This is a genomic window from Streptomyces sp. NPDC025638 (assembly GCF_055558775.1).
Map to the genome: position 1 here is coordinate 66,175 of NZ_JBVHLX010000007.1, position 24,522 is coordinate 90,696.

19 protein-coding genes and 1 pseudogene are annotated in these 24,522 nt (G+C 70.2%); 10 read left to right on the top strand and 10 right to left on the bottom strand.

Annotated elements, in window-relative coordinates; genetic code table 11:
• Positions 1 to 87 precede the first annotated feature (87 nt).
• The 3 genes from ACZ4EG_RS19425 (at position 88) to ACZ4EG_RS19435 (ending at position 2,704) form a co-directional block, all read left to right on the top strand.
• A complete protein-coding gene (locus ACZ4EG_RS19425) occupies positions 88 to 1,008 on the top strand; it encodes a TauD/TfdA dioxygenase family protein (protein WP_453545112.1) in 921 nt (306 codons plus the stop codon).
• Between the two features lie 161 nt (positions 1,009 to 1,169).
• Positions 1,170 to 2,486 carry an MFS transporter gene (locus ACZ4EG_RS19430; RefSeq protein ID WP_467791434.1) on the top strand — a complete coding sequence of 439 codons (1,317 nt, stop codon included), beginning with the start codon at positions 1,170 to 1,172 and terminating at the stop codon, positions 2,484 to 2,486.
• Positions 2,487 to 2,491: 5 nt separating this feature from the next.
• A complete protein-coding gene (locus ACZ4EG_RS19435) occupies positions 2,492 to 2,704 on the top strand; it encodes a hypothetical protein (protein ID WP_453545116.1) in 213 nt (70 codons plus the stop codon).
• 102 nt (positions 2,705 to 2,806) lie between these two features.
• On the opposite strand, the gene ACZ4EG_RS19440 is transcribed toward ACZ4EG_RS19435, so the two are convergent.
• The 6 genes from ACZ4EG_RS19440 to ACZ4EG_RS19465 form a co-directional block, all read right to left on the bottom strand.
• Positions 2,807 to 4,042 (bottom strand): MFS transporter, encoded by a 1,236-nt coding sequence (locus ACZ4EG_RS19440; RefSeq protein ID WP_453545117.1) that lies wholly within the window; start codon positions 4,040 to 4,042, stop codon positions 2,807 to 2,809.
• A gap of 55 nt (positions 4,043 to 4,097) precedes the next feature.
• Positions 4,098 to 4,691 (bottom strand): hypothetical protein, encoded by a 594-nt coding sequence (locus ACZ4EG_RS19445; protein WP_467791435.1) that lies wholly within the window; start codon positions 4,689 to 4,691, stop codon positions 4,098 to 4,100.
• Between the two features lie 62 nt (positions 4,692 to 4,753).
• Positions 4,754 to 5,842, bottom strand: coding sequence for an aKG-HExxH-type peptide beta-hydroxylase (locus tag ACZ4EG_RS19450; RefSeq protein ID WP_467791436.1), 1,089 nt, complete (start codon positions 5,840 to 5,842; stop codon positions 4,754 to 4,756).
• A 185-nt stretch (positions 5,843 to 6,027) separates the two neighbouring features.
• Positions 6,028 to 6,165, bottom strand: a complete 138-nt coding sequence (locus ACZ4EG_RS19455; protein ID WP_467791437.1) for a hypothetical protein — start codon at positions 6,163 to 6,165, stop codon at positions 6,028 to 6,030.
• Between the two features lie 53 nt (positions 6,166 to 6,218).
• Entirely contained in the window at positions 6,219 to 6,491 is a 273-nt protein-coding gene (locus ACZ4EG_RS19460) for a hypothetical protein (RefSeq protein WP_453545125.1), read from the bottom strand.
• Positions 6,488 to 7,558, bottom strand: coding sequence for a hypothetical protein (locus ACZ4EG_RS19465; protein ID WP_467791438.1), 1,071 nt, complete (start codon positions 7,556 to 7,558; stop codon positions 6,488 to 6,490). The genes ACZ4EG_RS19460 and ACZ4EG_RS19465 overlap by 4 nt, the downstream gene beginning before the upstream one ends.
• Positions 7,559 to 8,094: 536 nt before the next feature.
• Between ACZ4EG_RS19465 and fusA the strand changes: the two genes are divergently transcribed.
• Entirely contained in the window at positions 8,095 to 10,131 is a 2,037-nt protein-coding gene (fusA, locus tag ACZ4EG_RS19470; protein WP_467791439.1) for an elongation factor G, read from the top strand.
• Between the two features lie 202 nt (positions 10,132 to 10,333).
• Here the strand turns inward: fusA and ACZ4EG_RS19475 are convergent, their stop codons facing one another.
• Positions 10,334 to 12,169 (bottom strand): coagulation factor 5/8 type domain-containing protein, encoded by a 1,836-nt coding sequence (locus ACZ4EG_RS19475; protein ID WP_467791440.1) that lies wholly within the window; start codon positions 12,167 to 12,169, stop codon positions 10,334 to 10,336.
• 213 nt (positions 12,170 to 12,382) lie between these two features.
• On the opposite strand from ACZ4EG_RS19475, the gene ACZ4EG_RS19480 reads away from it, so the two are divergent.
• From ACZ4EG_RS19480 to ACZ4EG_RS19505, 6 genes and pseudogenes are all read left to right on the top strand, one after another.
• Positions 12,383 to 13,699 (top strand): ABC transporter substrate-binding protein, encoded by a 1,317-nt coding sequence (locus ACZ4EG_RS19480; RefSeq protein WP_467791441.1) that lies wholly within the window; start codon positions 12,383 to 12,385, stop codon positions 13,697 to 13,699.
• 5 nt (positions 13,700 to 13,704) lie between these two features.
• Positions 13,705 to 14,691: a carbohydrate ABC transporter permease gene (locus ACZ4EG_RS19485; RefSeq protein WP_467791674.1), complete on the top strand. Its 987-nt coding sequence runs from the start codon at positions 13,705 to 13,707 to the stop codon at positions 14,689 to 14,691.
• Positions 14,692 to 14,725: 34 nt separating this feature from the next.
• Positions 14,726 to 15,565 carry a carbohydrate ABC transporter permease gene (locus ACZ4EG_RS19490; protein WP_390706225.1) on the top strand — a complete coding sequence of 280 codons (840 nt, stop codon included), beginning with the start codon at positions 14,726 to 14,728 and terminating at the stop codon, positions 15,563 to 15,565.
• Positions 15,566 to 15,591: 26 nt separating this feature from the next.
• Complete coding sequence (locus ACZ4EG_RS19495) at positions 15,592 to 16,956, top strand: GH1 family beta-glucosidase (protein WP_467791442.1); 1,365 nt, start codon at positions 15,592 to 15,594, stop codon at positions 16,954 to 16,956.
• A 127-nt stretch (positions 16,957 to 17,083) separates the two neighbouring features.
• Positions 17,084 to 17,419: pseudogene (locus tag ACZ4EG_RS19500) on the top strand (hypothetical protein); the annotation flags it as partial.
• 40 nt (positions 17,420 to 17,459) lie between these two features.
• Positions 17,460 to 19,121, top strand: a complete 1,662-nt coding sequence (locus tag ACZ4EG_RS19505) for an N-6 DNA methylase (RefSeq protein WP_467791443.1) — start codon at positions 17,460 to 17,462, stop codon at positions 19,119 to 19,121.
• Between the two features lie 24 nt (positions 19,122 to 19,145).
• On the opposite strand, the gene ACZ4EG_RS19510 is transcribed toward ACZ4EG_RS19505, so the two are convergent.
• The 3 genes from ACZ4EG_RS19510 to ACZ4EG_RS19520 form a co-directional block, all read right to left on the bottom strand.
• Positions 19,146 to 21,281 carry a UvrD-helicase domain-containing protein gene (locus ACZ4EG_RS19510; protein ID WP_467791444.1) on the bottom strand — a complete coding sequence of 712 codons (2,136 nt, stop codon included), beginning with the start codon at positions 21,279 to 21,281 and terminating at the stop codon, positions 19,146 to 19,148.
• Between the two features lie 75 nt (positions 21,282 to 21,356).
• On the bottom strand, positions 21,357 to 22,565 hold the full coding sequence (locus tag ACZ4EG_RS19515) for an McrC family protein (protein WP_467791445.1): 1,209 nt from the start codon (positions 22,563 to 22,565) through the stop codon (positions 21,357 to 21,359).
• Positions 22,562 to 24,379, bottom strand: a complete 1,818-nt coding sequence (locus ACZ4EG_RS19520) for a DUF4357 domain-containing protein (protein WP_467791446.1) — start codon at positions 24,377 to 24,379, stop codon at positions 22,562 to 22,564. Before ACZ4EG_RS19520 ends, ACZ4EG_RS19515 begins: the two co-directional genes overlap by 4 nt.
• Positions 24,380 to 24,522: the final 143 nt, after the last annotated feature.

Genomic DNA, 24,522 nt, shown 5'->3' on the forward strand with positions numbered 1-24,522 from the left:
AAAAATCCCGCGGTCGGCCCTTGCCGTCCCGTACCTCAATATCGATACTTCCAGTAACGATTTTTCGGTGCGACCGTGGAGGCCCGTATGTCCGCCCTTGCCACCCCCCGCCCTGCCCTCGACAAGCCGCTGATGCACTACGGCCCGCGTGTGCTGGAGCGCACCGCGCCCGGGATGCCGGCGTACACCTACCGGCAGCTGCGGATCTCACCCCTTACCCCGCACATCGGCGCGGAGATCGGCGGGGTCGACCTGTCACGGCCGATCGGTGACGAGCTCGCCGAGGAGCTCAGGCAGGCCCTGCTGGAATGGAAGGTGATCTTCTTCCGCGACCAGCACGCCTTCGACCCGGACGCCCAGCACGCCCTCGCCGGGATCTGGGGCGAGCCGGAGCCGAACCCCTTCTTCCCGAAGGGCGACACCGTCGGCGTCTCGCGCCTGGCCAAGGACGCGATGGCCGTCGGCAGCGAGAACATCTGGCACAGCGACCACTCCTTCATGGCCGCCCCCGCCCTCGGCTCGGTACTGCGCGCGGTGGAGATCCCGCCCGCCGGCGGCGACACGATGTGGGCGGACATGGGTGCCGCGTACGACAACCTCTCCGAGGAGCTGAAGGCACGGATCGAGGGGCTCACCGCGGTGCACGACTGGGTGCCCAGCTGGGGCGCGCTGATGACGCCGGAACAGATCGAGGCACTGCGCGCCACGCTGCCGCCGGTCGAGCACCCGGTGGTCGCCCGCCACCCGCGCACGGGCCGCAAACTGCTGTACGTCAACGAGCCGTTCACCGTGCGGATCGTGGGTCTGTCCGACCGCGAGAGCCGCGAACTGCTCGACGAACTCGTGCTGCAGGCCCGCGTTCCCGAGTACCAGGTCCGCTTCCGCTGGCAGGCCGACTCGGTCGCGATCTGGGACAACATCGCCACCCAGCACTACGCGATCAACGACTACTTCCCGCAGCGGCGCGTGATGGAGCGCATCGCGATCACCGGCGCCCCGCTCGCCTGAGCCCCGCACCCAGGGGGTGTCGTTCGGATGATCCCGGCGCCGCGGGCCCTGGCACGCACTCCTCCATGACTCCGCTCGGGGCGGCCGGCCCGCACCGCTCGTCACGGCCGCCCTGATCCGAACGACACCCCCCAGCCCCTCCGAACCCCCGCGGAGCCCCCGTGACCGACACCGACCTCGCCCCCGTCACGCCCGCCGAGTCCTCGGCGACCGATCGCAGGGCCGTACGCCGTGCGTGGACCGTCACCGCGCTGCTCGTGGTCTTCATGATGGTCAACTTCGCCGACAAGTCCGTCCTCGGGCTCGCCGCCGATCCGATCCGCCACGACCTCGGCCTGTCCGCGACCGGCTTCGGGCTGGCGAACAGCGCCTTCTTCCTGTTGTTCTCCCTCTGCGGTGCGGCGGTGGGCCTGCTGGCCGACCGGGTCCGGCCGCGTCGGCTGCTGCTGATCATGGCGCTGGTGTGGTCGGTGGCGCAGCTGCCGATGGCCCTGGGCGCCGGGACCGCCGCGCTGGTGGCCTCGCGGATCGTGCTGGGGGCGGCGGAGGGCCCAGCGTTCCCCGTCGCCCAGCACAGTGCGCTGTCCTGGTTTCCCAACCAGCGACGGAACCTCCCCGGCGCCCTGATCACCGTCGGCACCGCACTGGGGGTCGTGACCGCGGCCCCCGGGCTGACCTGGGTGATCCATCACCACGGCTGGCGCTCGGCCTTCGGCGTGGTCGCCGCGGCGGGCGTCCTGTGGGCGGCCGCATGGTTCCTCGTCGGCCGTGAGGGCGGGTACGCGGGCACCACCCGGGACACGACCGGGCCCACCCTCGGCACCGCTGCCGGTGAGGCACGCGCCGACGTCCCCTACCGCCGCATCCTCGGCACCCGTACCTGGATCGGCGCCACGGTCGCCTACTTCAGCACCTACTGGTGCGTGGCTCTGCTCCTCGTGTGGCTGCCCTCCTACCTGCACGACGGCCTCGGCTACGCCACGACCGACGCGGCGAGCCTGATCGCCGTGCTCTGGACGGCCGGTGCGGTGGTCATGCTCGGGCAGGCGGGGCTGACCGGCCGGCTCCTGCGGCGCGGTGTGAGCAGCCGGTGGGCCCGCGCCCGTGTCGGGGGCATCACGCTGCTCGTCTCGGGCGTGGCCTGCCTCGCCCTGCCGGGGGCTCCGCGCGGACCGCTCACCGTGCTCCTGCTCCTGCTCGGGTTCGGCATCTGCGGGGTGATGACCAGCATCGCGGTCACCACGGTCGCCGAACTCGCCCCGGAGCACCGCCGCGGTGGCGCGCTGGGCCTGATGAACGCGGTGGTGACCACCGCGGGACTGATCGCGCCCACCCTGACCGGCCGCTTGGTCGACACCCAGGGCGCCGCCGGCTACCAGCACGCGGTGCTTCTGTCCGGCGTACTGCTCCTCGTCGGCGGCATCGCCGCCGTCACGCTCGTCGACCCCGTGCGCGACCAGTGCCGTCTGGCGGCCTGACCTTCATGCTCGACGGCGTCGAGAAGACCGTGCTGCGCGCGCCGTTCGCGCCCGCACCCCGTGGCCTGTTCACCGGCTCACCCTCGCTGTCCCCGCGCCCGCCATACTTCGTCACGAGCCGCACTGGCCGAACGACCCTCGAACGACTTACCCGTTTCACGGCCGCACCCGGCATTGCCCAGCTGCCGGCTCTCTTCGCCTCGGCGCTCCGCGGCTGACGGGAAAGGGCCAACGGGAAAGGGCCAACGGGAAAGGGCCAACGGGAAAGGGCCAACGGGAAAGGGGAAAGTGCCAAAGGGAAAGGCCAACGGGCCAGTGCGTCAGCCGGAGACCTCTCCCACCGCCGACTGTCTGCGGCGGAGCGAGCGCAGCATCTCCCACACCACGAAGGCCAGCGGAATCGCGCCGGAGACGATCACCTGGCCGCGGCTGGAGACGAGACTGTTGGGGGTGCCCAGCACATAGCCGAGGCCGATGCAGCACCGGGACAGGGCCTGGTAGCAGGCCCAGGCGCTGCCGTGCACCTCGGCGGGGACATTGGTGTGCACCGCGTTGCGCAGACCCACGTTGCACACGCCGTTGCCGAAGCCCGCGAGCAGGAACAGCGGGAAGATCACCGGGGCCATGGGCAGCGCGCCGGCGAGCACCAGCCCGACGGAGATGCCGAGCACCCCGCCCAGGATGAGCGCGGTGTGCCGTTGCGACCATCCCGCACGGCCCGCGAGCAGCGCGCCGGGGATGCTGCCCAGCGCCCAGGTCGCCAGGAAGAGACCGAAGACGCTGTCGTTGCCGTCCGCCACGTCACGCAAGTAGTAGACGCCCGCGACGCCCTCGATGCTGGTGGCCAGCATCGCCGCCGCCAGTGTGGGGATGAGCGCGCCGACAACCGGCGCGTGCCGCAGCGCCCGATATCCGTCCGACAGCTTCGTGGCGGGCCTGCGGCCGATGGCCACGTCCACCGAGCGAGGGACGGCGAGCGCGGTGCACCAGGCGAGCACCAGGAACGAGACGCCGTCGGCGCCGAGCAGGAACGCGGTGCCCCACACGGAGTGCAGCAGGCCCGCCAGCGCGGGACCGATCAGCCCCGCCACCGAGAGCCCCGCGGTGAGCAGGCTGTTCGCCCGGCCCGTGTGCTCCTCGCCCGCGATGACGGGGAGCATCTTGAAGCCCGCGGCCACCGAGGCCACCCCGGCCAGACCCGACACAGCGATCAGTCCCACGCGCAGATGGAAGGCGTCCACCGCGGCGGCTCCGCCGAGGGACAGCGCCTGGACCACCAGCGCCCACAGGCACACGGACCGCGCGCTGACCCGGTCCACCAGTGACCCGATGAAGGGCGCGCCGATCACCGTGGGCACGAGCTCGGCGAGGAAGACCTCCGTCACGCCGAAGCGGAAGTCCTTGTCCGCCGCGTCCAGCACCATGCCGAGGGAGGCGAACGAGTCGCCGACGCGTGAGAAGAGAGTGCCCGCGATCAGAACCAGGGCGGGAGCGGGGACCAGCATGCTCCGGCGCAGCGGGGCGAACGTCGTCTTCCGCGTCTTCTGCGTGTCCAATCGAGTCCAATCCATTCGCTTGCCGCGTTCACATCAAGCTGCCTGAGGGAACAGATTAGGCCTGCGCGCAATACACAAGGGCGTCCACCGGCCAACCGAGCGCCCCACCGCCCGTGACTTCCACGGTGTTGCGACCCTCGTATGCGAGTCCCGGTTTCTCGGCCATTGCCCGAACTTCACGAGAGGTCCACAGGCGCTCTTCATGAATCCCCCGGAACACGGGGGAACGCAGGCGCATCCCCCTCACGCGCCTCGACGAAGCAGTTGTGGCGCAACTTCCGGGACTCCGCGGTGAAGTCGACGCCGCGCCGGACCGGCCGCCGGCCGCCCCGCCGGTCCTCGAACCCCGCAGGTTGCGGACGACTTCCCGCGTATCGGGCGCGGACGTGGAGGAGTTGGGCGTCGTGTTGCCCAACAGCACCACGTCGACCGCGCTTTTCGGCCAGATGCGGGAGTCGAGGAGGTTCCCCTTGACGAATCGGGTCAGTCCGGCATGGCGCGCCGGAAAGGGCTTCACCGCGGCTCCCGAGTTGTCGGTTCCGGTCAGATGAATGTCCGGAAAATGCCGGGCCAACGCGAGACCGGAGAAATAGGACCGAACGGGAATGTCCGGGAACTTCTTCAGAATCCGCGAGAACGGGCCGAACAACCAAGACGGTGTTTGCGGGGGCGGATGTCATACGACGGCCTGTGTCATACGACGGCCTTGTGTCATACGAGGGCGGCTTCCGCCTCCAGCCGATGGACCTGTTCGAGCGCGTCCGCCGTGTACGGGCCGTCCGCGTCCCGTCCGGCCGCCGCCAGGGTCTCCCGGTGGGTGTCCATGATCGCGGCGAGCCAGTCGACCATCGCCCGCGCGTCCGGTCCGAGAGCCGAACGCACCACGTCGCTGCGCACCGCCGCGTCGAAGAACCGTGCCCGCTGCCAGTACTCGGTGAGCATGCCGTCGCATTCGTCCCGGTCGGCCAGGGAGCCTTCCCACACGCTCAGCAACAACTCCAGCAGATGCGCGTACACATGGATCGTGGACAGGACGCGCAGACAGTCCATCCGGCGGCGTTCGCCCGCCACCGGGTTCCACGGGATGCCGAACAGCGCGCCGCCCAGGTAGTCGTAGTCGGGGTTGACGAGCCGCCGGCAGACCAGCAGGTCGTAGAACTTCTGGTGCGCGGCCTCGTGGAGCACGGCGTCCGCCGTCTTGAGCGGACTGGCGAGCACCTGGGTGTTGAGGACGGACACGAACGGCGCCGGAACGATGAACGCGGACTCGATGATGCTGTCCTCGATCAGCACCGCGCCCCGTACGGAGGAGACGATCGAGGCGCCGAACTCGCCGACGGCCGCCTTGATGAGCCGCAGGCCGTTTCCGACGGCCCGGACGTGTCGCGGCGTTGCGGCCACATAGCTGTGCGGCACCGCCAGGTCCTCGCTGATCACCGTCCTGAGCGCCCGGCCGGCCTCGACGGCCGACCAGTCGGTGGCGAGGGCGTAGGCGTGGCCGGGCACCGCGAGCTGGGTCTGCGGTGCGGCGGAGGCGAACAGCTGGGCGCCTCGCCGCAGGATGCGGGCGGCCTCGGCGGGCTCCTTGCGGCCGTGCAGGACACGGAAGGAGTCGAGCGTCGTCGCGCGTGCGACGCTGTGCTCGATGAGCGCGGCATCCTGAGCGGGGCTCGGGGGACGGAGCCCCGTGTGCGCGTGCAGCAGCTCGGACGCGATCTCCGAGAAGGTCGCCATGTCGGCGTGGATGCCCGCCGCTGCCCCGAAGGGGCCGGTGCCGAGAAGGTGCCGTGCCTTGGACATGTCCTGTCCCTCCCTCGTGGAGGAGGCCTGGTGGGTGGGGATGGGCCGGGTGGTGGCCGCGCGACGCAGGCGGGGAATCCGGGGCCGTCCGCCCGTCCCGTGGTGGCGCCGCGGCCGGGCGCCACCACGAGTACGGCTGCGGACCGCCGGGGCTCTTCGGCCCGCGGTGTCCGGGCGGTGCCGGCTCAGCTGACCGCGGGGTACTGCGCCTGCGCCTGTATCTCGGGGATTACGGGGCTGGTGGAGCTGCCGTCGTCCTCGGCGTCCGCGGCCGGCTCGGCCAGTTGCTCGACGTCGATCCTGGACTTGTCTTCGGAACCCATGGGTCACGCCTCCTCCCGTGCGGGGATCTCCGTCTCGACCGTGTGGGGTGCGGTCAGGCGGGAAGCTCTTCGAGAAGGCCCGCTCCGGCCAGGCCGTCGGCCCGGCGGGCGAGTTCCCTGCGCGCGTCCGCATCGCTCTTCTTGCGCAACTCCGCGTAGCGTGCGACGAGTTCGTCGCCGGTCAGACCACGCTCGAACAGTTTCAGCAGCAACACCGAACCGGCGTCGATCTGCAGCACCGTGGGGGGCGTGGTGGTGAAGGCGAGGAACCGGCCCCTGATGCTCAACGGCCGGTACTGAATGCCCTTCGCAAGCTTGTAGTTCACGTGTGCACCTCGCGCTGTGGTGTGGCGTGCCAGGTGGTGAGCGTGCCGACGAGACTCGCGGGCAGTTCGTCGCGGACCGCGGCCAGCATCCGTGTCAGCTCCCGGTGCAGCAGCAGTCCGTCCGGCCCGAACTCCCGTCGCACACTGTCGAGTTCGAGTGAGCCGAGCAGAAACCCGCCGCGTTCCACGGCCGTGGCCAGCCTCTGCCGCACGGTCCGCGGGTCACAGCCGGTCGCGTCCGGCCGCCCTTGCCGCAGCGCGGTCGTGTGGAGCACCGCGAGATGGGTGTAGACGTGCGCCGCGGAGATGACGCGGCCCGCGGTGAACCACCTCGGTGTCGCCTGGTCGAGACTCCACGGAAGCAGTACGCGCGCGCTGCGTTCGTCGGTGTAACCGGGCCGTACGAGCCGGCGGGTCAGGCGCAGTACGACCATCTTCTCGTGCAGCGATTCGTGGAGCAGGGCGTCCGCGAGACCGAGCGTGTCACCGTGAAGCGTGGCAGTGGAGATGAATACGGTCTCGGGCACCTGGGTCAGATACAGGCTCGGAATGGGCGAGTCGAGTACGACGATCTGGTGCACGAACGGCAGGACGCTGTCCGCGATTTCCGGCACGAGATCCCGGAGCAGCAGCACCGCCCGCGAAACCCGTATTTCGTCATCCGCCGTGACCCGGAACGGCCGGGCGTGTTCCCCGATTTCCTGTTCCGTCATGACCGAGACGAAATGCCTTTCGAACACGGCTGCCGTGGAATCGGTAATCCAGTCCCGCACGTAAATCCGCAGCGCCGGTGCCGCGTGGACAGGCAGCGCGGTGGAGTCGTACGTCCGCCACGCCCGTAGTGCCCGGCTCCCCGGGTCCGCGCCGCCGAGTTTCCGGTCGATGGCGCAACGCCTCAGGCAGGCGGCCATTCCATTGCCGTCCGGAAGGTTTCGCAGATCTTTGGGATCGCCGAGTCCGGTGGCCCACGCCGCTCCGGAATAGAGGACGTCCCGGTCGGCCAGGAGCGCGTCGGCGTCGGCGACGACACCGGTCGTGGCCAAGGAGACGACGTCGCTCACAGGCATGAATGCCGCCCATCCCGTTCGCCTTTGTTTCCGGGGTGGTCACCCCTTGTTCGCCATATTATCGGCGGCTATTCCGAAGCATGTCAACGGCCTTCCGGCGGGCCGAACTCCATTTCCACCGGCACTCCAGCAGCGGTCGACTCATGGCGTCGGGACCAGGGTTCGGCCGGTCGGAAAACCGGGTGACCGGATCGTGTCGGCCTTCCTACACTCGCCATGGACACACCGCACGCCGCCGTCATTTGGCCGTGTGCCGTGTGCCGTGACGACCAGTGGGACGAGTGAGGGGAGCAGGGCCGTGCGTGACCGCACCGCTGTCGCCGTTCCCCGCGCCCGGTACGAGGTGATCCTCGTGTCCTCGTCCGCCCGGTGCCCGCTGCGCGGCCGGTACCGGACACCCGTGACGCACGACTGAGATCACTCACGCAGGCACGTACGCCTGCTTGTTGACGGACAGTCAGAGAACCTGACATCCGACGTCCGCACGGGAAATCGCGCCGCCCTTTTCCAGCCCAATTCCCGAAAGGCACCGGGCCGTGCGCACCACTTCTCAGACCGCCGTACGCAATCTGGGCATCCTCGCCCATGTCGACGCCGGCAAGACCACCCTCACCGAGCGGATCCTGTTCGCGACCGGGACCACGCACAAGCGCGGTGAGGTCCACGACGGCACGACCGTCACCGACTTCGACCCCCAGGAGCGCGACCGTGGCATCACCATCTTCGCCGCGGCCGTGAGCTGCGCCTGGGACGGGCACCGGATCAATCTGATCGACACCCCCGGCCATGTCGACTTCGCCGACGAGGTCGAGCGTTCGCTGCGCGTGCTCGACGGAGCGGTCGCCGTGTTCGACGCCGTCGCGGGGGTCGAGCCGCAGAGCGAGTCGGTGTGGCGGCAGGCCGACCGGCACGGCGTACCGCGGATCGCGTTCGTCAACAAGCTGGACCGCGCGGGCGCCGACCTGGACGCGGCCGTCGAGTCGATCCGACGGCGGCTCCATCCGGCGCCGCTCGTCGTGCAGTTGCCGATCGGGACCGAGGACGGCTTCACCGGTGTGGTGGACCTGCTCCGCATGCGGTCGCTGGTGTGGTCCGACGGCGTTGGCGACGCCGCGGAGGGGCCGGTGCCGGAGCCGCTGCGCGAGGAGGCCGGGCGGCGGCGCCGGCTGCTGGAGGAGGCGGTGGCCGAACTGCATCCGGCGGCGATGGAGGAATTCTGCCTGGAGTCCGCCGTCGCCACGCCGACCCTCGTGTCCGCGCTGCGGGACCTGACCCGCAGCGGCGACGGAGTGGTGGTGCTCTGCGGCTCGGCCTACCGCAACCGGGGGATCGAGCCACTGCTCGACGCCGTCGTGGCCTATCTGCCGTCGCCGCTGGACGTGCCCGCCGTACGGGGCACGCACCAGGGCGCGGAGGAGGAGCGGACCGCCGACCCGGCGGCGCCGTTCGCTGCGCTGGCGTTCAAGGTGAACATCGCCCCGACCGGGCGGCTGACGTATCTGCGTGTGTATTCGGGAACGGTCGAGAAGGGAGACGCCGTGTGGGACTCGGTCGCACGCCGTACCGAGCGGATCGGGCGGATCCTGCGCGTCCGGGCGGACCGGCACGCGCCGGTCGACCGGGCGGTCGCCGGGGACATCGTCGCCGTGGGCGGACTGAAGTCCGCCCGCGCCGGCTCGACCCTGTGCGCCCCCGGCGCCCCGCTCGTCCTGGAACCACCCGGCGTCGCCGAGCCGGTGGTCTCGGTGGCGGTCGAGGCCCGCGGCCCGGCCGGGGCCGACCGGTTGGCCTCCGCGCTCGCGCGGCTCGCCGAGGAGGACCCCTCGCTGGTCGTGCGGACGGATCCCGAGACCGGCCAGACGGTGCTGTCCGGCATGGGCGAACTGCATCTTGAGGTCGCGACGGAGCAGTTGCGCCGCGTCCACGGGGTGGAGTTCAACGTCGGGCGTCCGAGGGTGAGTTACCGCGAGACGGTCGGCCGAGGGGTGTCCGGACTGGTCTTCCGGCACGTCAAACAGGACGGTGGGGCGGGCCAGTTCGCCCACGTCGTCCTCGACGTCCAACCGCTGGCCGAGGGCTTCGAGTTCCGCTCGACGGTCGTCGGCGGGCGGGTCCCGCAGGAGTACGTCCGCGCGGTCGAGGCCGGCTGCCGGGACGCCCTCGGCGAGGGACCGCTCGGCGGGCACCCGGTGACCGGGCTGCGCGTCACTCTCACCGACGGGGCGACCCATGTGAAGGACTCCTCGGACACCGCCTTCCGCACGGCGGGCCGACTCGGTCTCCGGGAGGCCCTGCGCGCCGGCGCGATGGTCCTCCTGGAGCCGGTCGCAGAGGTCACGGTCACCGTGCCCGACGAGGCCGTCGGCGCAGTGCTCGGCGACCTCGCCGCACGCCGCGGCCGCGTCTCGGGCTCGACCGCGAGCGGCGGCGCGGCGGTCGTGACGGCAACAGTGCCGCTGGCCGAACTCTTCGGCTATGCGACCCGGTTGCGCAGCCGGACCCAGGGCCGCGGCACGTTCACGGCCCGGCCCACGGGCTACGCGCCGGCGCCGGTCGGGGTGCCTGCGCGGTGAGCTGTACGGCGGCCCCGCTCCTCGTCGGGCGGGGCCGCTGCGGCTCGCGGGTACGACATGACGGTGGACGGCACAGTGGTGGTCCCCGAGGTCGGCGCGCCGGTCGGTCGTGGTCACCGTGCTCGGCGACGTCGTCGTGCTGGGACCCTCGCGTGCTGACCGATGCGGCGGCCTCGTCCCTCGCGGGCGGGGCCGCCCCGGCTCACGGGTACGACACGACCGTGGACGGCACCGTGGAGGTACCCGAGGTCGGCGCGCCGGTTTCGTTGATCACGTGTTCGTACTGGCCGTTGCCGCCGAGCGAGACGACCAGGACGTTGTGGAAGCGGACACCCGGACGGTTCGGTGCGGCGAAGCCGTTGTGCTGCACGATGGTGGGGTCGACGTTGTAGTAGCAGTAGCTGCCGAGGCCCCATGCCTCGTGCGCGGTGACGGCGTCGCCGACCTTGTAGGCGGCGTAGCCCTTGACGGAGCCGTTCTGGATCGCGGCCTGGTTGGGGGCGTCGTACGCCTTCTCGTTCTGGAAGAAGATGGTGCGGCCCCGGCGGCCGTACCACTGCACGTCGTACTTGTTGAAGTGCTCGACGAACAGGCCGGTCGCGAGGACGTCGTCGCCGTTGACCACGACTCCGTAGTCGGCCCGGTTGGTGTCCCAGCCGACGCCGGTGCCGTGGTCGGCGCGCCACACCCAGGTGTGGTCGACGATGGTGTGCCGGTTGTTGATCACCATGCTGGTGGTGGCCTTGCCCGCGCCCGCGCCGCCGATGCGGACGAACACGTCCTGCACGGTGGTGGGGTTGGCGGAGTGGTCGCGGGAGGCGCCCGTGGGCCCGACTTCCAGCAGGGTGCGGGAGTTGACCGGCCCGGCGTCGATCAGGAAGCCCGCGAGCCGGACGCCGTCCACGTCGGCGACCTTCAGGGCCGTGACGCCGTTGTCGGGCACGATCGTCGCGTACCCCAGGCCCAGGACCACGGTACCCGCGCGGTTCACCTGGATCGGCTGGTCCACGTGGTAGATGCCCGGGGTGAGCAGCAGATGAAGGCCTTGCGCCAGCGCCTGGTTGAGGGTCGTGGCGCTGACGCCCGGCTTGGCGACGTAGAACTGCGAGAGCGGCAGCGACGTACCCCTCGGCGTGCCGTTGCCCCAGGTGACACCGCGGGCGTTGGTCCGCTTCTCCGGCAGGAACACACGCAGGTCGCTGCCGCTGACGTACAGGAAGGGCTTCTCGCGGGAGACGGGCGTGGTGTCGAGCGTGGTGTACGGCGGGTTCGGGAAGGTCTGCGCCGGGGCGCCCTCGACCCCGGAGAACACCATGTTCCACACGCCGTTGAGCCAGTTGCCGATCGCGCTGTCACGGGTGTACCACTGCTGCTGCGAGTACGGCCCCACCTGGCCGTCGATACGGCTGTCGGCGATGTATCCGCCGCTCGCCCAGCCGTAGCCGGTGGGGGAGAGGTTGAGGCCGCCGCGGACGTGCATCCGCCGGAAGGGGGCCGCCTGGGCGACCGCCCAGCGGTTGGTGCCGTTCGCCGGGACCAGGGCGAGGTTCTCCGCCGAACGCCAGAAGTTCTGCGTCGCATTGCCGTTGAACCAGCCCGCGTCGACCGTCACGTCCCCGTTGATGGTCGTGTCGTCGGGGGAGAGGCCGAGGCCCGCGATCGAGGTGTAGAAGCCGAGTTGTGCGTTGAGCCCGTGATAGGTGCCGGGCTTGAACAGCAGCGCGTAACGGCCGGTGCCGAACTGGGCCGACTCCTGCTGCCGGAACACCTCGTCCAGCCTGGCCTGGATGTCCGGGGTCGATGGGTCGAAGACGAGGACGTTGGGGCCGAGGTCACCGCCGCCGGGCAGGGCGTGCGGGCGGTTCCGGGAAGGGACCGGCATTGCCGCTGCCGGCGTGGCCGTTGCCGGGGCGGCCGTTGCCGGGGTGGACGACAGGCCCGCGACCGTCGAGGCCGCCGCCGCGGCGGCGCCGAGGACGGTTCTGCGGCCGACGAAGTGGCCCTGCTGAGCAGGGCCGTCCGGGGAGTGGGAAGACATGGGGCGGCTCTCCTTGTTCAGGAAGCGAACGGTGGGGAGTTCAGGGAGCGCTCTCTCGCCGGGGAATGCTTCATGGCGTGAACACGCCCGTCAAGAGGTGTGACCGGAGTTCGTCGGGCTCTGTCGAAACCCTTGACGGACCAGCGTTCCGAGGTTTAACTCACGTCCTAAATTAAGCCATGATGGCAATCCCGGAAGGGGACACCAGGAGCCATGCGCAGCATCCGAGCCGCGGCCGTAGGCGCCGTCACCATGTCTCTCGCCCTGGCGGCCACGGCCTGCGGAGGCGGTTCGTCGAGCGGCGGCGGGTCCAACGACTCGCCGAAGACCCTCACTTACTGGGCCTCCAACCAGGGCGCCAGCATCGCGATCGACAAGAAGGTCCTCCAGCCCGAACTCGACAAGTTCGAGAAGCAGACGGGCATCAAGGTGAAGCTGGAGGTCGTGCCCTGGTCGGACCTGCTCAACCGGATCCTGACCGCGACCACGTCCGGCCAGGGCCCCGACGTGCTGAACATCGGCAACACCTGGAGCGCCTCGCTCCAGGCCACCGGGGCGCTGCTGCCGTGGGACGCGAAGAACTTCGGCAAGATCGGCGGCAAGGACCGCTTCGTCGACTCCGCGCTGGGCTCGACGGGCGCGGAGGGCAAGGACCCGGCGGCCGTACCGCTGTACTCGATGGCGTACGCGCTCTACTACAACAAGCAGATCTTCGCCGACGCGGGCATCTCCAAGCCCCCGGCCACCTGGGCCGAACTGGTCGCCGACGGCAAGAAGATAACCGCCAAGGGCAAGTCGGTCCTCGGCGCCGAGGGTTCGAACGTCTCGGAGAACATCCACCACGTCTTCGTCTTCGCCAAGCAGCACGGCGCCGACTTCTTCACCGCCGACGGCAAGCCCGACTTCACCAACGACAACGTGGTCGCCGCGGTCAAGCAGTACGTCGACCTCATGGCCAAGGACAAGGTCATCCCGACCGGCGACGCCGAGTACGCGCAGAACCAGTCCGTCAGTGACTTCGCCAAGGGCAAGCAGGCGATGCTGCTGTGGCAGTCCGCGTCCGCCAACCTCAAGTCGCAGGGCATGAGCGAGGACACCTACGGCGTCGCCCCCGTCCCCGTGCAGTCCGGCACCCCGGGCAGCGGTGCGCAGGTCAACTCGATGGTCGCGGGCATCAACATCTCCGTCTTCAAGAACAGCCACAACCTCGACGGCGCCACGAAGTTCGTGAAGTTCATGACCAGCGACGACGAGCAGAAGATCCTCAACAAGGCCTACAGCTCCATCCCGCCGGTCAAGACCGCCCAGGAGGACGCCGCCTTCAACACCCCCGCGAACGCCGTCCTGAAGAACACCCTCGCGACCAGCGCCGCCGCACTGCCCCAGGTCGCCGCGGAGTCGCAGTTCGAGACCGCGGTCGGCACCGCCGTCAAGGAGCTGTTCGCCGACGTCGCCGCCGGACGCGCGGTGACCACCGACTCGGTGAAGGCCAAGCTGGAGAAGGCCCAGCAGCAGATGCCGGCGGCGTGAGCACGATGACGACCACCACCCCCGTCAGGGAGTCGGTCCCCACGAGTTCCCCCGGGGCGGCGCGCGGCTCGCGCCGCCCCGGGCGGATCCGCCGTGTGGGACTGCCGTACCTGCTGCTCCTGCCCGCCCTGCTGCTCGAACTCCTGGTCCACCTGGTGCCGATGGTGATCGGCATCGTGATGAGCTTCAAGGAGCTCACCCAGTTCTACATCCGCGACTGGGGCAGCGCCCCCTGGTCCGGCTTCGGCAACTACCGGATGTCGGTGGACTTCAACGCCCCCGTCGGCGAGGCGCTGCTGCACTCCTTTCTCGTCACGGTCGGCTTCACCCTGCTGTCGGTCGGCCTGTGCTGGCTGATCGGCACGATGGCCGCGGTCTGCATGCAGGACACGTTCCGCGGCCGGGGCCTGCTCCGGGCACTCTTCCTGGTGCCGTACGCGCTGCCCGTCTACGCGGCCGTCATCACCTGGGTGTTCATGTTCCAGCACGACAACGGCCTGGTGAACCACGTCCTGCACGACCAACTGCACCTCACCGACAAGCCGTCGTTCTGGCTCATCGGCAACAACAGCTTCGTCGCGCTGCTCGTGGTGAGTGTGTGGAAGGGCTGGCCGTTCGCCTTCCTCATCGTGATGGCCGGGCTGCAGAACATCCCGCGCGAGCTGTACGAGGCGGCCGCGCTGGACGGCGCCGGAATGTGGCAGCAGATCCGCCGCATCACCCTGCCGTCCCTGCGCCCCGTCAACCAGGTGCTGATCCTGGTCCTGTTCCTGTGGACGTTCAACGACTTCAACACGCCGTACGTCCTGTTCGGCAAGGCCGCCCCCGAGGCCGCGGACCTCATCTCGGTCCACATCTACCAAGCGTCCTTCGTCACCTGGAACTTCGGCACCGGCTCCGCGATGTCCGTACTGCTGCTCCTGTTCCTGCTCGTCGTCACGGGGGTCTATCTGCTGCTCACCTCACGCGGACGGAGGGCCGCCGATGTCTAGCCCCGCCGGCTCCCGGGTCCCGTCGGCCTCCCCGATGGCCCCGCCGCGCTCCTTCCTGTGGACCCGGCGGATCTTCCTCACGCTGCTCACCGGCTTCGTCCTGGTGCCGGTGTATGTGATGATCTCCAGCTCCCTGAAGCCGCTCGCGGACGTCACGGGCAAGTTCCGCTGGCTGCCGAGCGACCTGACGATCCGCCCGTACATCGACATCTGGTCGACCGTCCCGCTCGCGAAGTACTTCGTGAACTCGCTGATCGTGGCGGGCGCGGCGACCGTCTGCTCGGTGGTGATCGCGGTGTTCGCCGCCTACGCGGTCAGCCGCTACAGCTTCCGCGGCAAGCGCGTCTTCACGGTCACCGTGCTGTCGACGCAGATGTTCCCGGGCATCCTCTTCCTGCTCCCGCTGTTCCTGCTGTACGTCAACATCGGCAACGCCACCGGAATCGCCCTGTTCGGCTCGCGCGGCGGTCTGATCCTGACGTACCTCACCTTCTCCCTGCCGTTCTCGATCTGGATGCTGATCGGGTACTTCGACTCGGTGCCGAAGGACCTGGACGAGGCGGCGCTGGTGGACGGCTGCGGGCCGCTCGGCGCGCTCTTCCGGATCGTCGTGCCGGCCGCGATCCCCGGCATCGTCGCGGTCGCCGTCTACGCCTTCATGACCGCCTGGGGCGAGGTCCTCTTCGCCTCCGTCATGACCAACGACACCACCCGCACCCTGGCCGTCGGCCTCCAGGGCTACTCCACGCTCAACGACGTCTACTGGAACCAGATCATGGCCGCGTCGCTGGTCGTGAGCGTGCCCGTGGTCGCGGGCTTCCTGCTGCTGCAGCGCTATCTCGTCGCGGGCCTGACGGCGGGCGCCGTCAAGTGAACCCGCCCCGTTCCGAAGGGACTTACGTGTCCGAACGCATCGACCTCGCCGCACTCCCGCACGACTTCCTGTGGGGCACGGCCACAGCGGCGTACCAGATCGAGGGAGCCGTCACCGAGGACGGCCGCTCCCCCTCGATCTGGGACACCTTCTCGCACACCCCCGGAAAGATCGACAACGACGATCACGGCGACGTCGCCTGCGACCACTACCACCGCTGGCGCGAGGACATCGGCCTCATGCGCCGACTCGGCACGAACGCCTACCGGTTGTCGATCGCCTGGCCGAGGGTGATGCCGGGCGGCGACGGCCCGGTGAACCCCAAGGGCCTCGCCTTCTACGACGAGTTGGTGGACGGCCTGCTGGCGGCGGGCATCACCCCCTCCGTCACCCTCTACCACTGGGACCTCCCGCAGGCCCTCCAGGACCGCGGCGGCTGGCCGGAACGGGCGACCGCCCTCGCGTTCGCCGAGTACGCCTCGGCCGTCGCCGAACGCCTGGGCGACCGCGTGCGGCTCTGGGCGACCCTCAACGAGCCCTCCTGCTCGGCCTGGATCGGCCACCTGGAGGGCAAGATGGCCCCGGGTCTGACCGACCTCACGGCCGCCGTCCGCGCCTCCTACCACCTGCTCCTCGGCCATGGCCTCGCCACCCAGGCGATCCGCGCGGCCGTCCCGGACGCCAGGATCGGCATCGTCAACAACCTCTCCACGGTGTTCGCCGCCACCGACCGCCCCGAGGACGAAGCCGCGGCCCGCCGCCACGACGGCCACGTCAACCGCTGGTGGCTGGACCCGGTCCACGGCCGCGGCTTCCCGGCCGACATGCGTGAGGTGTACGGCGTCGAACTCCCCGAACGGGAAGGCGACTTGGCGACGATCGCGGCCCCGCTGGACTGGCTCGGCCTCAACTACTACTTCCCGGCGTACGTGGCCGACGACCCCACTGGCCCCGCGCCCCGCGTCCGCTCCGTGCGCCGCCCCGGCGTCCCCCGTACCGGCATGGACTGGGAGATCGACGCGAGCGGCATCGAGACCCTGCTGCTCCGCCTCACCGACGAGTACGGAGCCCGGAAGATCTACGTCACGGAGAACGGCTCCGCCTACCCGGACGTGGTGCGCCCCGACGGCACAGTCGACGACCCCGAGCGCCAGGAGTACCTGGTGAGCCATCTCGCGGCCTGCGCCTCGGCGGCACGCAAGGGCGCCCCGCTGGCCGGTTACTTCGCCTGGTCGCTGCTGGACAACTTCGAGTGGGCGTACGGCTACGACAAGCGCTTCGGCCTCGTCCATGTCGACTACCGCACACAGGTCCGCACGATCAAGGGAAGCGGACACCGGTACGCGGAGATCGTGCGCAGCCATCGCGGCCGCGCACGCAAGGCCGCCTGAGGCGGTCCCCCGGTGGGCGCGAGTGCGGGAGCCCGCGCCCACCGCGGGGGGACCGACAGGGCTCGTGGCGATGAGCACCCATGTGAGATGAGCACGCCACCGCAGAAACCGTCCCCACCGCCCCGAAGGACGGCCGCATGGCGCGGACGGCAACACCGGCGCCCGCCGGCCTACCCGAAGCGGCACGGCCGATCAGTGGCACACCTACGCGGTGGAGTGGACGCCGACCCTCAACCTCGCCCCGGGCGACGCGTATCCGGCCGGCTGGAACAAGGTGACCAGTCCCTACTGGGGGCGGCCGCAGTCCAGTGTGGACAAGGTCGCGGGCGGGGGAGTTCGGGCAGAGGTGGACCGGGTGCGGGTGGAGCAGAAGAGCCGACCGGCCGACGGCCCCTTCGAGAGGTTCACCGGCCTCGGTTCACCAAGGGATCGTAAAAAGCTCGTTAGCGTTGTCAACGAGTAGATTCGTTGCGGGGCGAAGGAGCTCTGTGTACGGTGGCCGCATGACGGACCATCCCGCCTCGCCGACCACGGGGCCACTCGTCACCGGCTCCGAGATCGCCCGGCTCGCAGGTGTCACCCGCGCCGCGGTGTCGAACTGGAGGCGGCGGTACGACGACTTCCCCGCCCCCACCGGCGGGGGCGTGAACAGTCCGCTCTTCGGCCTGGCCGAGGTGCAGGCTTGGCTGCACAAGCAGCGCAAGGGGCAGGACGTCTCGCAAGAGGTACAGCTGTGGCAGGCGCTGCGCGGGGCGTACGGCGACGAAGTCGTCGCCGGTCTTGCCGATGTGGCGGGGCTGCTCGCCGATCCCGGGCGGGCGGCATCGGGGGCGCTGTCGGCGGAAGCCGCCGAGTTGGTGCGCGGCCTGGCCGCGAGTGGTTCCGCGGGCGACCTGGTGACCGCGCTCGCGGAACGCTTCACCGACTCCGTACGCCGAGCCGGGTCCGACCAGGTCACCTCGCCGCGCATTGTGCGTGCCGTGCGGCACTTCGCCGGTGAGGTGGCGGCCGAGGCGACGCTCTTCGATCCGGCCTGCGGCATCGGGACCCTGCTCCTGGCCACCGGCCCCGAGCGGGGGCCCCGGCGCTGCGGCCAGGAGTCGGACGCGCGCAGCGCCCGCTTCGCCCAGCTGCGCGCCGACCTCGTCGGAGGTACCGGAGCCGACATCGTCACGGGAGACTCACTGCGTGACGACCGATGGGCCGAGCTGAGGGCCGATCTCGTGGTCTGCGACCCGCCCGTCGGTGACGCGGACTGGGGGCGCGAAGAACTGCTCCTCGACTCCCGCTGGGAGTTCGGCACACCCTCGCGCGCCGAGGGCGAACTCGCGTGGCTGCAGCACGCCTACGCGCACACCGCGCCCGGCGGCCGGGTCCTCATGGTCATGCCCGCCTCCGTCGCCTACCGCAAGGCAGGCCGCCGTATCCGCGCCGAGCTCGTACGGCGCGGCGCCCTGACCCAGTTGACCGCCCTGCCCTCGGGCGCCGCGGCGTCCCACGCGTTGCCCGTGCACCTCTGGCATCTGCGCCGCCCGCAGTCGCTCGGCGACGCGGCGACCAGCGTGCGCATGGTCGACCTGACGGCGAATGACCCGGACGGCTCCCTGCAGCCGCGAGCCGACCAGGTGGCGGACGTCTCCCTGATCGAACTGCTCGACGATGCCGTGGATCTCACCCCGGGTCGCTACGTGGTCGAGTCGCATCGCGACTACGCGGCGGAATACCAGGTCCTGCGTCGGGAGCTGGCCGAACAGGCCCGGTTGCTGGCCGAGTTGCTGCCCGCGCTGACAGCGGGAGCGGGCACCGGCGCGCTGGAGGGGCCGTCCGTCAGCGTCGCCGACCTCGCCCGCGCCGGACTGGTCGAGTACGGCGACCCGGAGCCCGTCTCGGTCAGCGACCAGCTCGACACCGACTTCCTCCAGGGGTTCCTGCGCAGCTCGGCGAACACCCGGCGGTCCACGAGTGCCAGCGGCACCTTCCGGCTGGACGGCAAGGGCGCGCGCATCCCGCAGATGGACATCGCGGACCAGCGGCGGTACGGCGTCGCGTTCCGCGCACTTCAGGAGTTCGAGGAACTGACCCGGCGCGTGGCCGAGTTGAGCGCACAGGCGTCCTCACTGGCGCGGGACGGACTGGGCAACGGGGCGCTGGCACCCGGCGAGTGACAGGAACGCTCGACGGCGTCCCGGTCAGTTCCCCCGCGGTACGAACGAACTTGCCGCACCGCTCCACGACACCGACAGTGCTTCCCGCGCCCGCGTGCACGCCACGAACAGCAGACACCGTTCGCGCAGCAGATCCGAGTCGTGCTGGAGCGCGTCCACCGCGGCCGGCGTTATCTCCCGGGCGAAGGGCACCGCACTGGCCGTCACGCCGAGGACGGCCACACAGCGGAACTCCAGTCCCTTCATGGCATGCATGGTGGCGAGCCGAACCCCGTCGGTGTCCGGTCCGGGACTGTCCTTGACCCTGGCCACCGGGACACCTGCTGCGACCAGCTTGTCGTGGGCCTTGTCGAGCAGCACGTTGAAGCGGGCGCAGACACCTATCTCGGACGGGCGGATGCCCTGGTCGATCCAGCCCTGGACGCGCTCGACGAGCGCCGCGACCTCGGCCTGCTCCGAGCCGTACCCCTCCACCTGGGGCCTGCGGCCGTGCAGCAGCGAGCGGTAGCCCGCCAGGGTGTCGCTGCCCTCGCCGCCGAGGTCGTCGACCGAGACCGGGCTGAGGATGCCCGTCGACCAGCCGAGGATCTCCTCCGTACTCCGGTAGTTGATGCGCAGGCGGTGCGTGCGTCCGGCCACCGAGATGCCCAGGGATCCGAGCGAGACCTTCGAGTCGTAGATCCGTTGGTGCGGGTCGCCCGTGATGAACAGGTCGTCGCTGCCCGGTGCCACCGCGCCGCGCAGAACGCGCCACTGGACAGGGTGCAGGTCCTGTGCCTCGTCGACCACGACGTGGTCGTGCGTCGGCGACGAAGCAGCCAGCACGTCGCCCGCCCGCGCGCACACCTTGAGATGGGTGGTGGCCTTCTGGTCGCGCAGCAGGGACTCGAACAGCTCGACGGCCGGCCACACTTGCTCCCGCCGCGCCGGTGACAGCGCGCTGCCACGGCCGCGCCGTGAGGCGGCGCGGTAGGCGTCGAGGGTCCGCAGGTCCTGGGCGAGGACGACATGCCGGTACTCCTGCGCCAGGAACTGCTCCGTCCACGGCAGCCCGAGCTTCTTGACGACCCGCTGCCACAGCTGCCGTTCCTCGCGGTCGCCCACGGGGGAGGGGGCCTTGCCGTCATGGCGGGTCACGATGCCGTGCGCGTAGGCGTTGACCGTGGTCACGTCGACACGGTCGAGCAGCGCCGTGTCACCGTCCAGGAGAACGGACAGATTCTCGCGCAGGGCGGCGGCCAGGGCGTTGGTGTACGTGGTGAGCAGGACCCGGGCGTCCGGCGAGCGGGTGAGGAGATGCTTCACGCGGTGCAGTGCGGCGACCGTCTTGCCCGTGCCCGGCCCGCCGGTCACCTGGACCGGACCGCCGTACGACACCCGGTAGGCGACCCGGCGCTGCGAGGGGTGGAGGAACACCCGCCAGGCCGCGAACGGCTTTTCCAGGATGTCGGCGAGCTCCTCCGGGCCGGTGACCAGGGTGATGCGGCTCGTGGTGTTGGCGATGGCGATGGCGAGGCTCTCGTCCGGGTCGGGGCCCGCGTCGATGGGACGGCGGGCGGTCACCACGTCGCGGTAGACCTCTTCCGGGCCGAAACCCTCGGCGAGGTACTGGAGGACCTCGCACTGGTCCTCGGGCAGGAGCGTCTCGAAGGCCTGCAGCTGTACCTTGTCGACGATGGTCCGCACGGCCCGCAACACCTGTTCGTCGATGCCGAGTTCGCGCAGCACGGTGTCCGAGTACTTGGCGAACAGCAGGGAGCCGGCCGTGGCGGCCGCCTTCTCCAGGGCCGGAGTCAGCTGCTCGATCGCCACCACGTTGCGGACCTCCAGGGCCCGCGTCGCGGAGTTCGTCGTGTACAGCCGCTTGGCCGCCCAGGTGTAGGCGTCGTCGTGCGGGACGACGTTGACGAGCAGGAAGACGTCACTGCCGTCGTCCGGGGCGAGGACGACGCCCCGCCAGAAGTCGTTGATCCGGATGGTCCGCATACGCGGGTCGCGTGCGTTCTCGACGGATTCCAGGTGCAGGCCCTTGTCCATCTGCAGCTCCGGCACGGTGAGCTGCTGGAACTTCTGCATCGCCTTGCGCACGCCGGCCCTGACGGGCTTCTCAAGGACGTCGTAGCTCTCCCAGAAGCTGTTGGCGAACGCGAGCTGCGGCACGACGTGCACTCCCCATCCTGAACGGACTCTCCGCAGTCGATCATACGCGCGGCGTGTAAGGGGTTCATGGCCTTGTCATATGTCCGGCGCCGTCATGTGTCCGGCGATCGCGGCGATGTCCCCGAGCAGACCGGAAGGCTCCTGATCCAGGTCCAGGGCGTGCTGATGGATCACGATGCCCGCGTGCCGCACTCGGTGGGCCGCGTGCGGGGCATTGCCCTTCGCGTATACCAAGTGCCCCTCGGCCAGCCCCAGGGCCGTGCAGTACGCCAGCATCTGGTACAGGTCGCTGTCCGGATAACCGCCCCGCTTCTCCGCCTTGTACTTCGCGTCCACGACGGCGCACGGCCGGCGGTCCGCGCCGTACAGCACGAAGTCCGGCTTCATGCGGATCGCCGACGCCTCGTCGAGGTGGTGCGGATCCTGGAACCGGGAGGTGTGCGCCGAGCCGTGGAAGGCCTCGCGCAGGGCGACTGTCACGAAGTCCTCGAAGAGCTTGTTCATGTCGAAGAGGAACCCGTCGATGTGGAGCCCGCCCGGGGCATGATCCGCCGACGCGTCCTCCAGAACGGCGCGGGCGAGGTGCAGGGCATGGTGATACCGGGCGTTGAGGCGAGTCGGCCGCCAGCCGGGTAGCGGCCGGCCGCGCACCACGGCGGTGACATCGATCAGCCGGGCACGCTGGTGGAGCAGCCTGCGACGCACCTCGCGCGGAACACCGGGCAGTCGCAGCAGACGTTCGACGGCCGCCCGCAGGATGCGGTTCTCGGCGATGTCGGTGGTGAACTCGTCGTACGCCACCTCCACGGGCAGTGCCGCGCCGAACCGACGCCGTATCTGCTCGGCCTCCCGGATCCGGCCGCGCACGACGAGGGCCGTTTCCTCGGCGGCCCGGTACCCCTGTAGCAGTCCTTGCCGCAGGGCGCGCTCCACCTGACGCTCCACCGCGTGTGCGAGCGCGGGCAGTAGATCGTGATGCTCGGCCATCTCGACCTCGCCGTCCCGCCAGCCGCCCTTCGGGTCCAGGCTGTAGCCGAGCAGGAAGAAGAGCCGTGCGATGGGCGTCTTGGGCGTGACGCGCACCGTGAACGGCTCGTCGGCGCCGGGCACTGCGACGGACACCGCGCCGACCTTGCTGCCCGCGCGCAACGACCAACGGCCGGGGGTGTACGGGTCCGGGGCCGCGTCCAGGACGTCCCCGGCGGCCAGCGCACGCCCGACAGCGTCGGGCAGGGCCACGCTCACCGCCGGTGCGTGTTCGACGAGCTCGACGGCCTGCGTCACCCCAATGACTCCCGCAGCGCGGCCAGCCCGTACCGCTTCTCGACGTCCACGCCCTCGCCGTAATGGTGCTCCTCCAGCAGCGGCAGGATCTTGGTCCGCCACGTCCGCTCCAGGCCGCCCTCCCGGTAGACACCCTTCTTCATCAGGTACGAGGGCCCGATCCTGAAGTCGGGGTCGTCGATTCGGGAGTTGAGCGCATCGAGAAGATCGGCGGGCTCGGCGGCCCTGCCTTCCTCGGCCAGCCAACGGCGCAGCAGCCCGCTCGTGGGCTCGGTACGCGGAGACAGCTCCACGAACGCGAACCGCCGCCGCATGGCCGCGTCCACGAGGGCGATGGACCGGTCCGCGGTGTTCATCGTGCCGATCACGAACAGGTTCGGCGGCAGCGCGAAGTCGTCACCCGAGTAAGTGAGCCGGACCGACTTGTTCCGGTACTCCAGCAGGAAGTACAGCTCGCCGAACACCTTCGCCAGGTTGGCGCGGTTGATCTCGTCGATGATCAGGAAGTGCGGGATGTGCCGGTTGCCCTCGCGGGAGGCCAGGTCGGCGAGTTCGCGCAGCGGTCCGGCGGTGAGCCGGAAGGCGACCTCCCTGGTCTGCGGGTCCTCCTGGGGCCGGAACCCCTCGAAGAAGTCCTCGTACGCGTACGACGGATGGAACTGCACCAGCTTGACCTGCTCGGGCCCACCACCGAGGAACTCGGCGAGCTTCAGCGCGAGGTATGTCTTGCCGGTGCCGGGCGGGCCGTACAGCACCAACTGCCGCTCGTCCCACAGCAGATCCCGCACCTCGCGCAGCCACGCCCTGTCATGGACGAGAAGTTCGTCGGCCAGATCGTCCGTCGGCTCGGGCAGCTCCAGCTCGCGGCGGGCGGTGAGGGCGGGGAGCTCGATGCTCGGGTCGCGCTCGACGGCCTCCGCCTCCTCGACCAGCTCCTGGTCGGTGAGGCCGAGTCCGTCGATGTGGGCCTGTACGGAGCTGAGGTCGACGACGTCGTGCTGGACCGACAGCTTCTGCTGAAGCTCCTCGGGCAGGACGTCGTACGCATATCCGGTCGGCTGCCATTCGACCGGCCGCCGCAGATTGGACCGCCGGTCCTCGGACTCGATCTGCTCCGCCTCACCGGTGATCTCTCCGACGTACAGCCGTCCGCCGGAGATGGTGCACACGGTGTCGCCGGGATTCATGCGGGAGAGGAAGGCGTGCAGCTCTTCGACCAGCTGCTGCTTCTGACTGTAGGTGGCCGTGGACTCGTAGTCCTCCTGCACGACGGTCCACAGATCCTCCTTGCTGGTGTCTTGTCCCACGCCCTGCCGGAGCCGGGAGGCGGGGAGGCTGACAAGGCACTCCGGCAGCCACAGCCGCTGCACGAGATCGAGGCCGCTGACGTTCGAGCCGCGGATCAGCCAAGGGCGGTTGGCACCGGCCGCAGCCCGGCCGAGATGAGCGCCGAGCGAGCGATCGTCCGCCGACCTCCACAGCCCCAGCCCGTTGACGCTGCAGCCCATCAGGATTTCGGCCGCGGCCGAGGGCGAGCTGCACTCGATGTTCCGGGTGGTCGCCAGCCATCCCGGGTGGCGTTCCGACTCCCGGATCGCGCCCTCTTCGATGAGCCCCTGCCGTACGCGATACGAGGTCGGCTTCCTCATGGCGAACGAGGGCACCACCTTGGCCCGGACCGGGGAACCCGCCGCGACGACGAACCTGTGCCCGCGCTTCCCGTCCCCTTGTGCCACGAGCCATCCCCTGGCCATCGGCCCACCGCGCCGCAGCCGCAGTCGGAACTCCGGGTACTGCGCGTGCTCCTCGGTCATAGTCATCGCTCCCCCAACCAACTGACGAACCACTGAAACAGTAGGGCCTCCCTACGACAGACGTCGGGCCCGGCCTGCTCCTCGCTGCCCTGCCGCTGGCAAAGTTGAGCAGTTGGGGTACCAGCGGCGTCATGGCCGCCCGT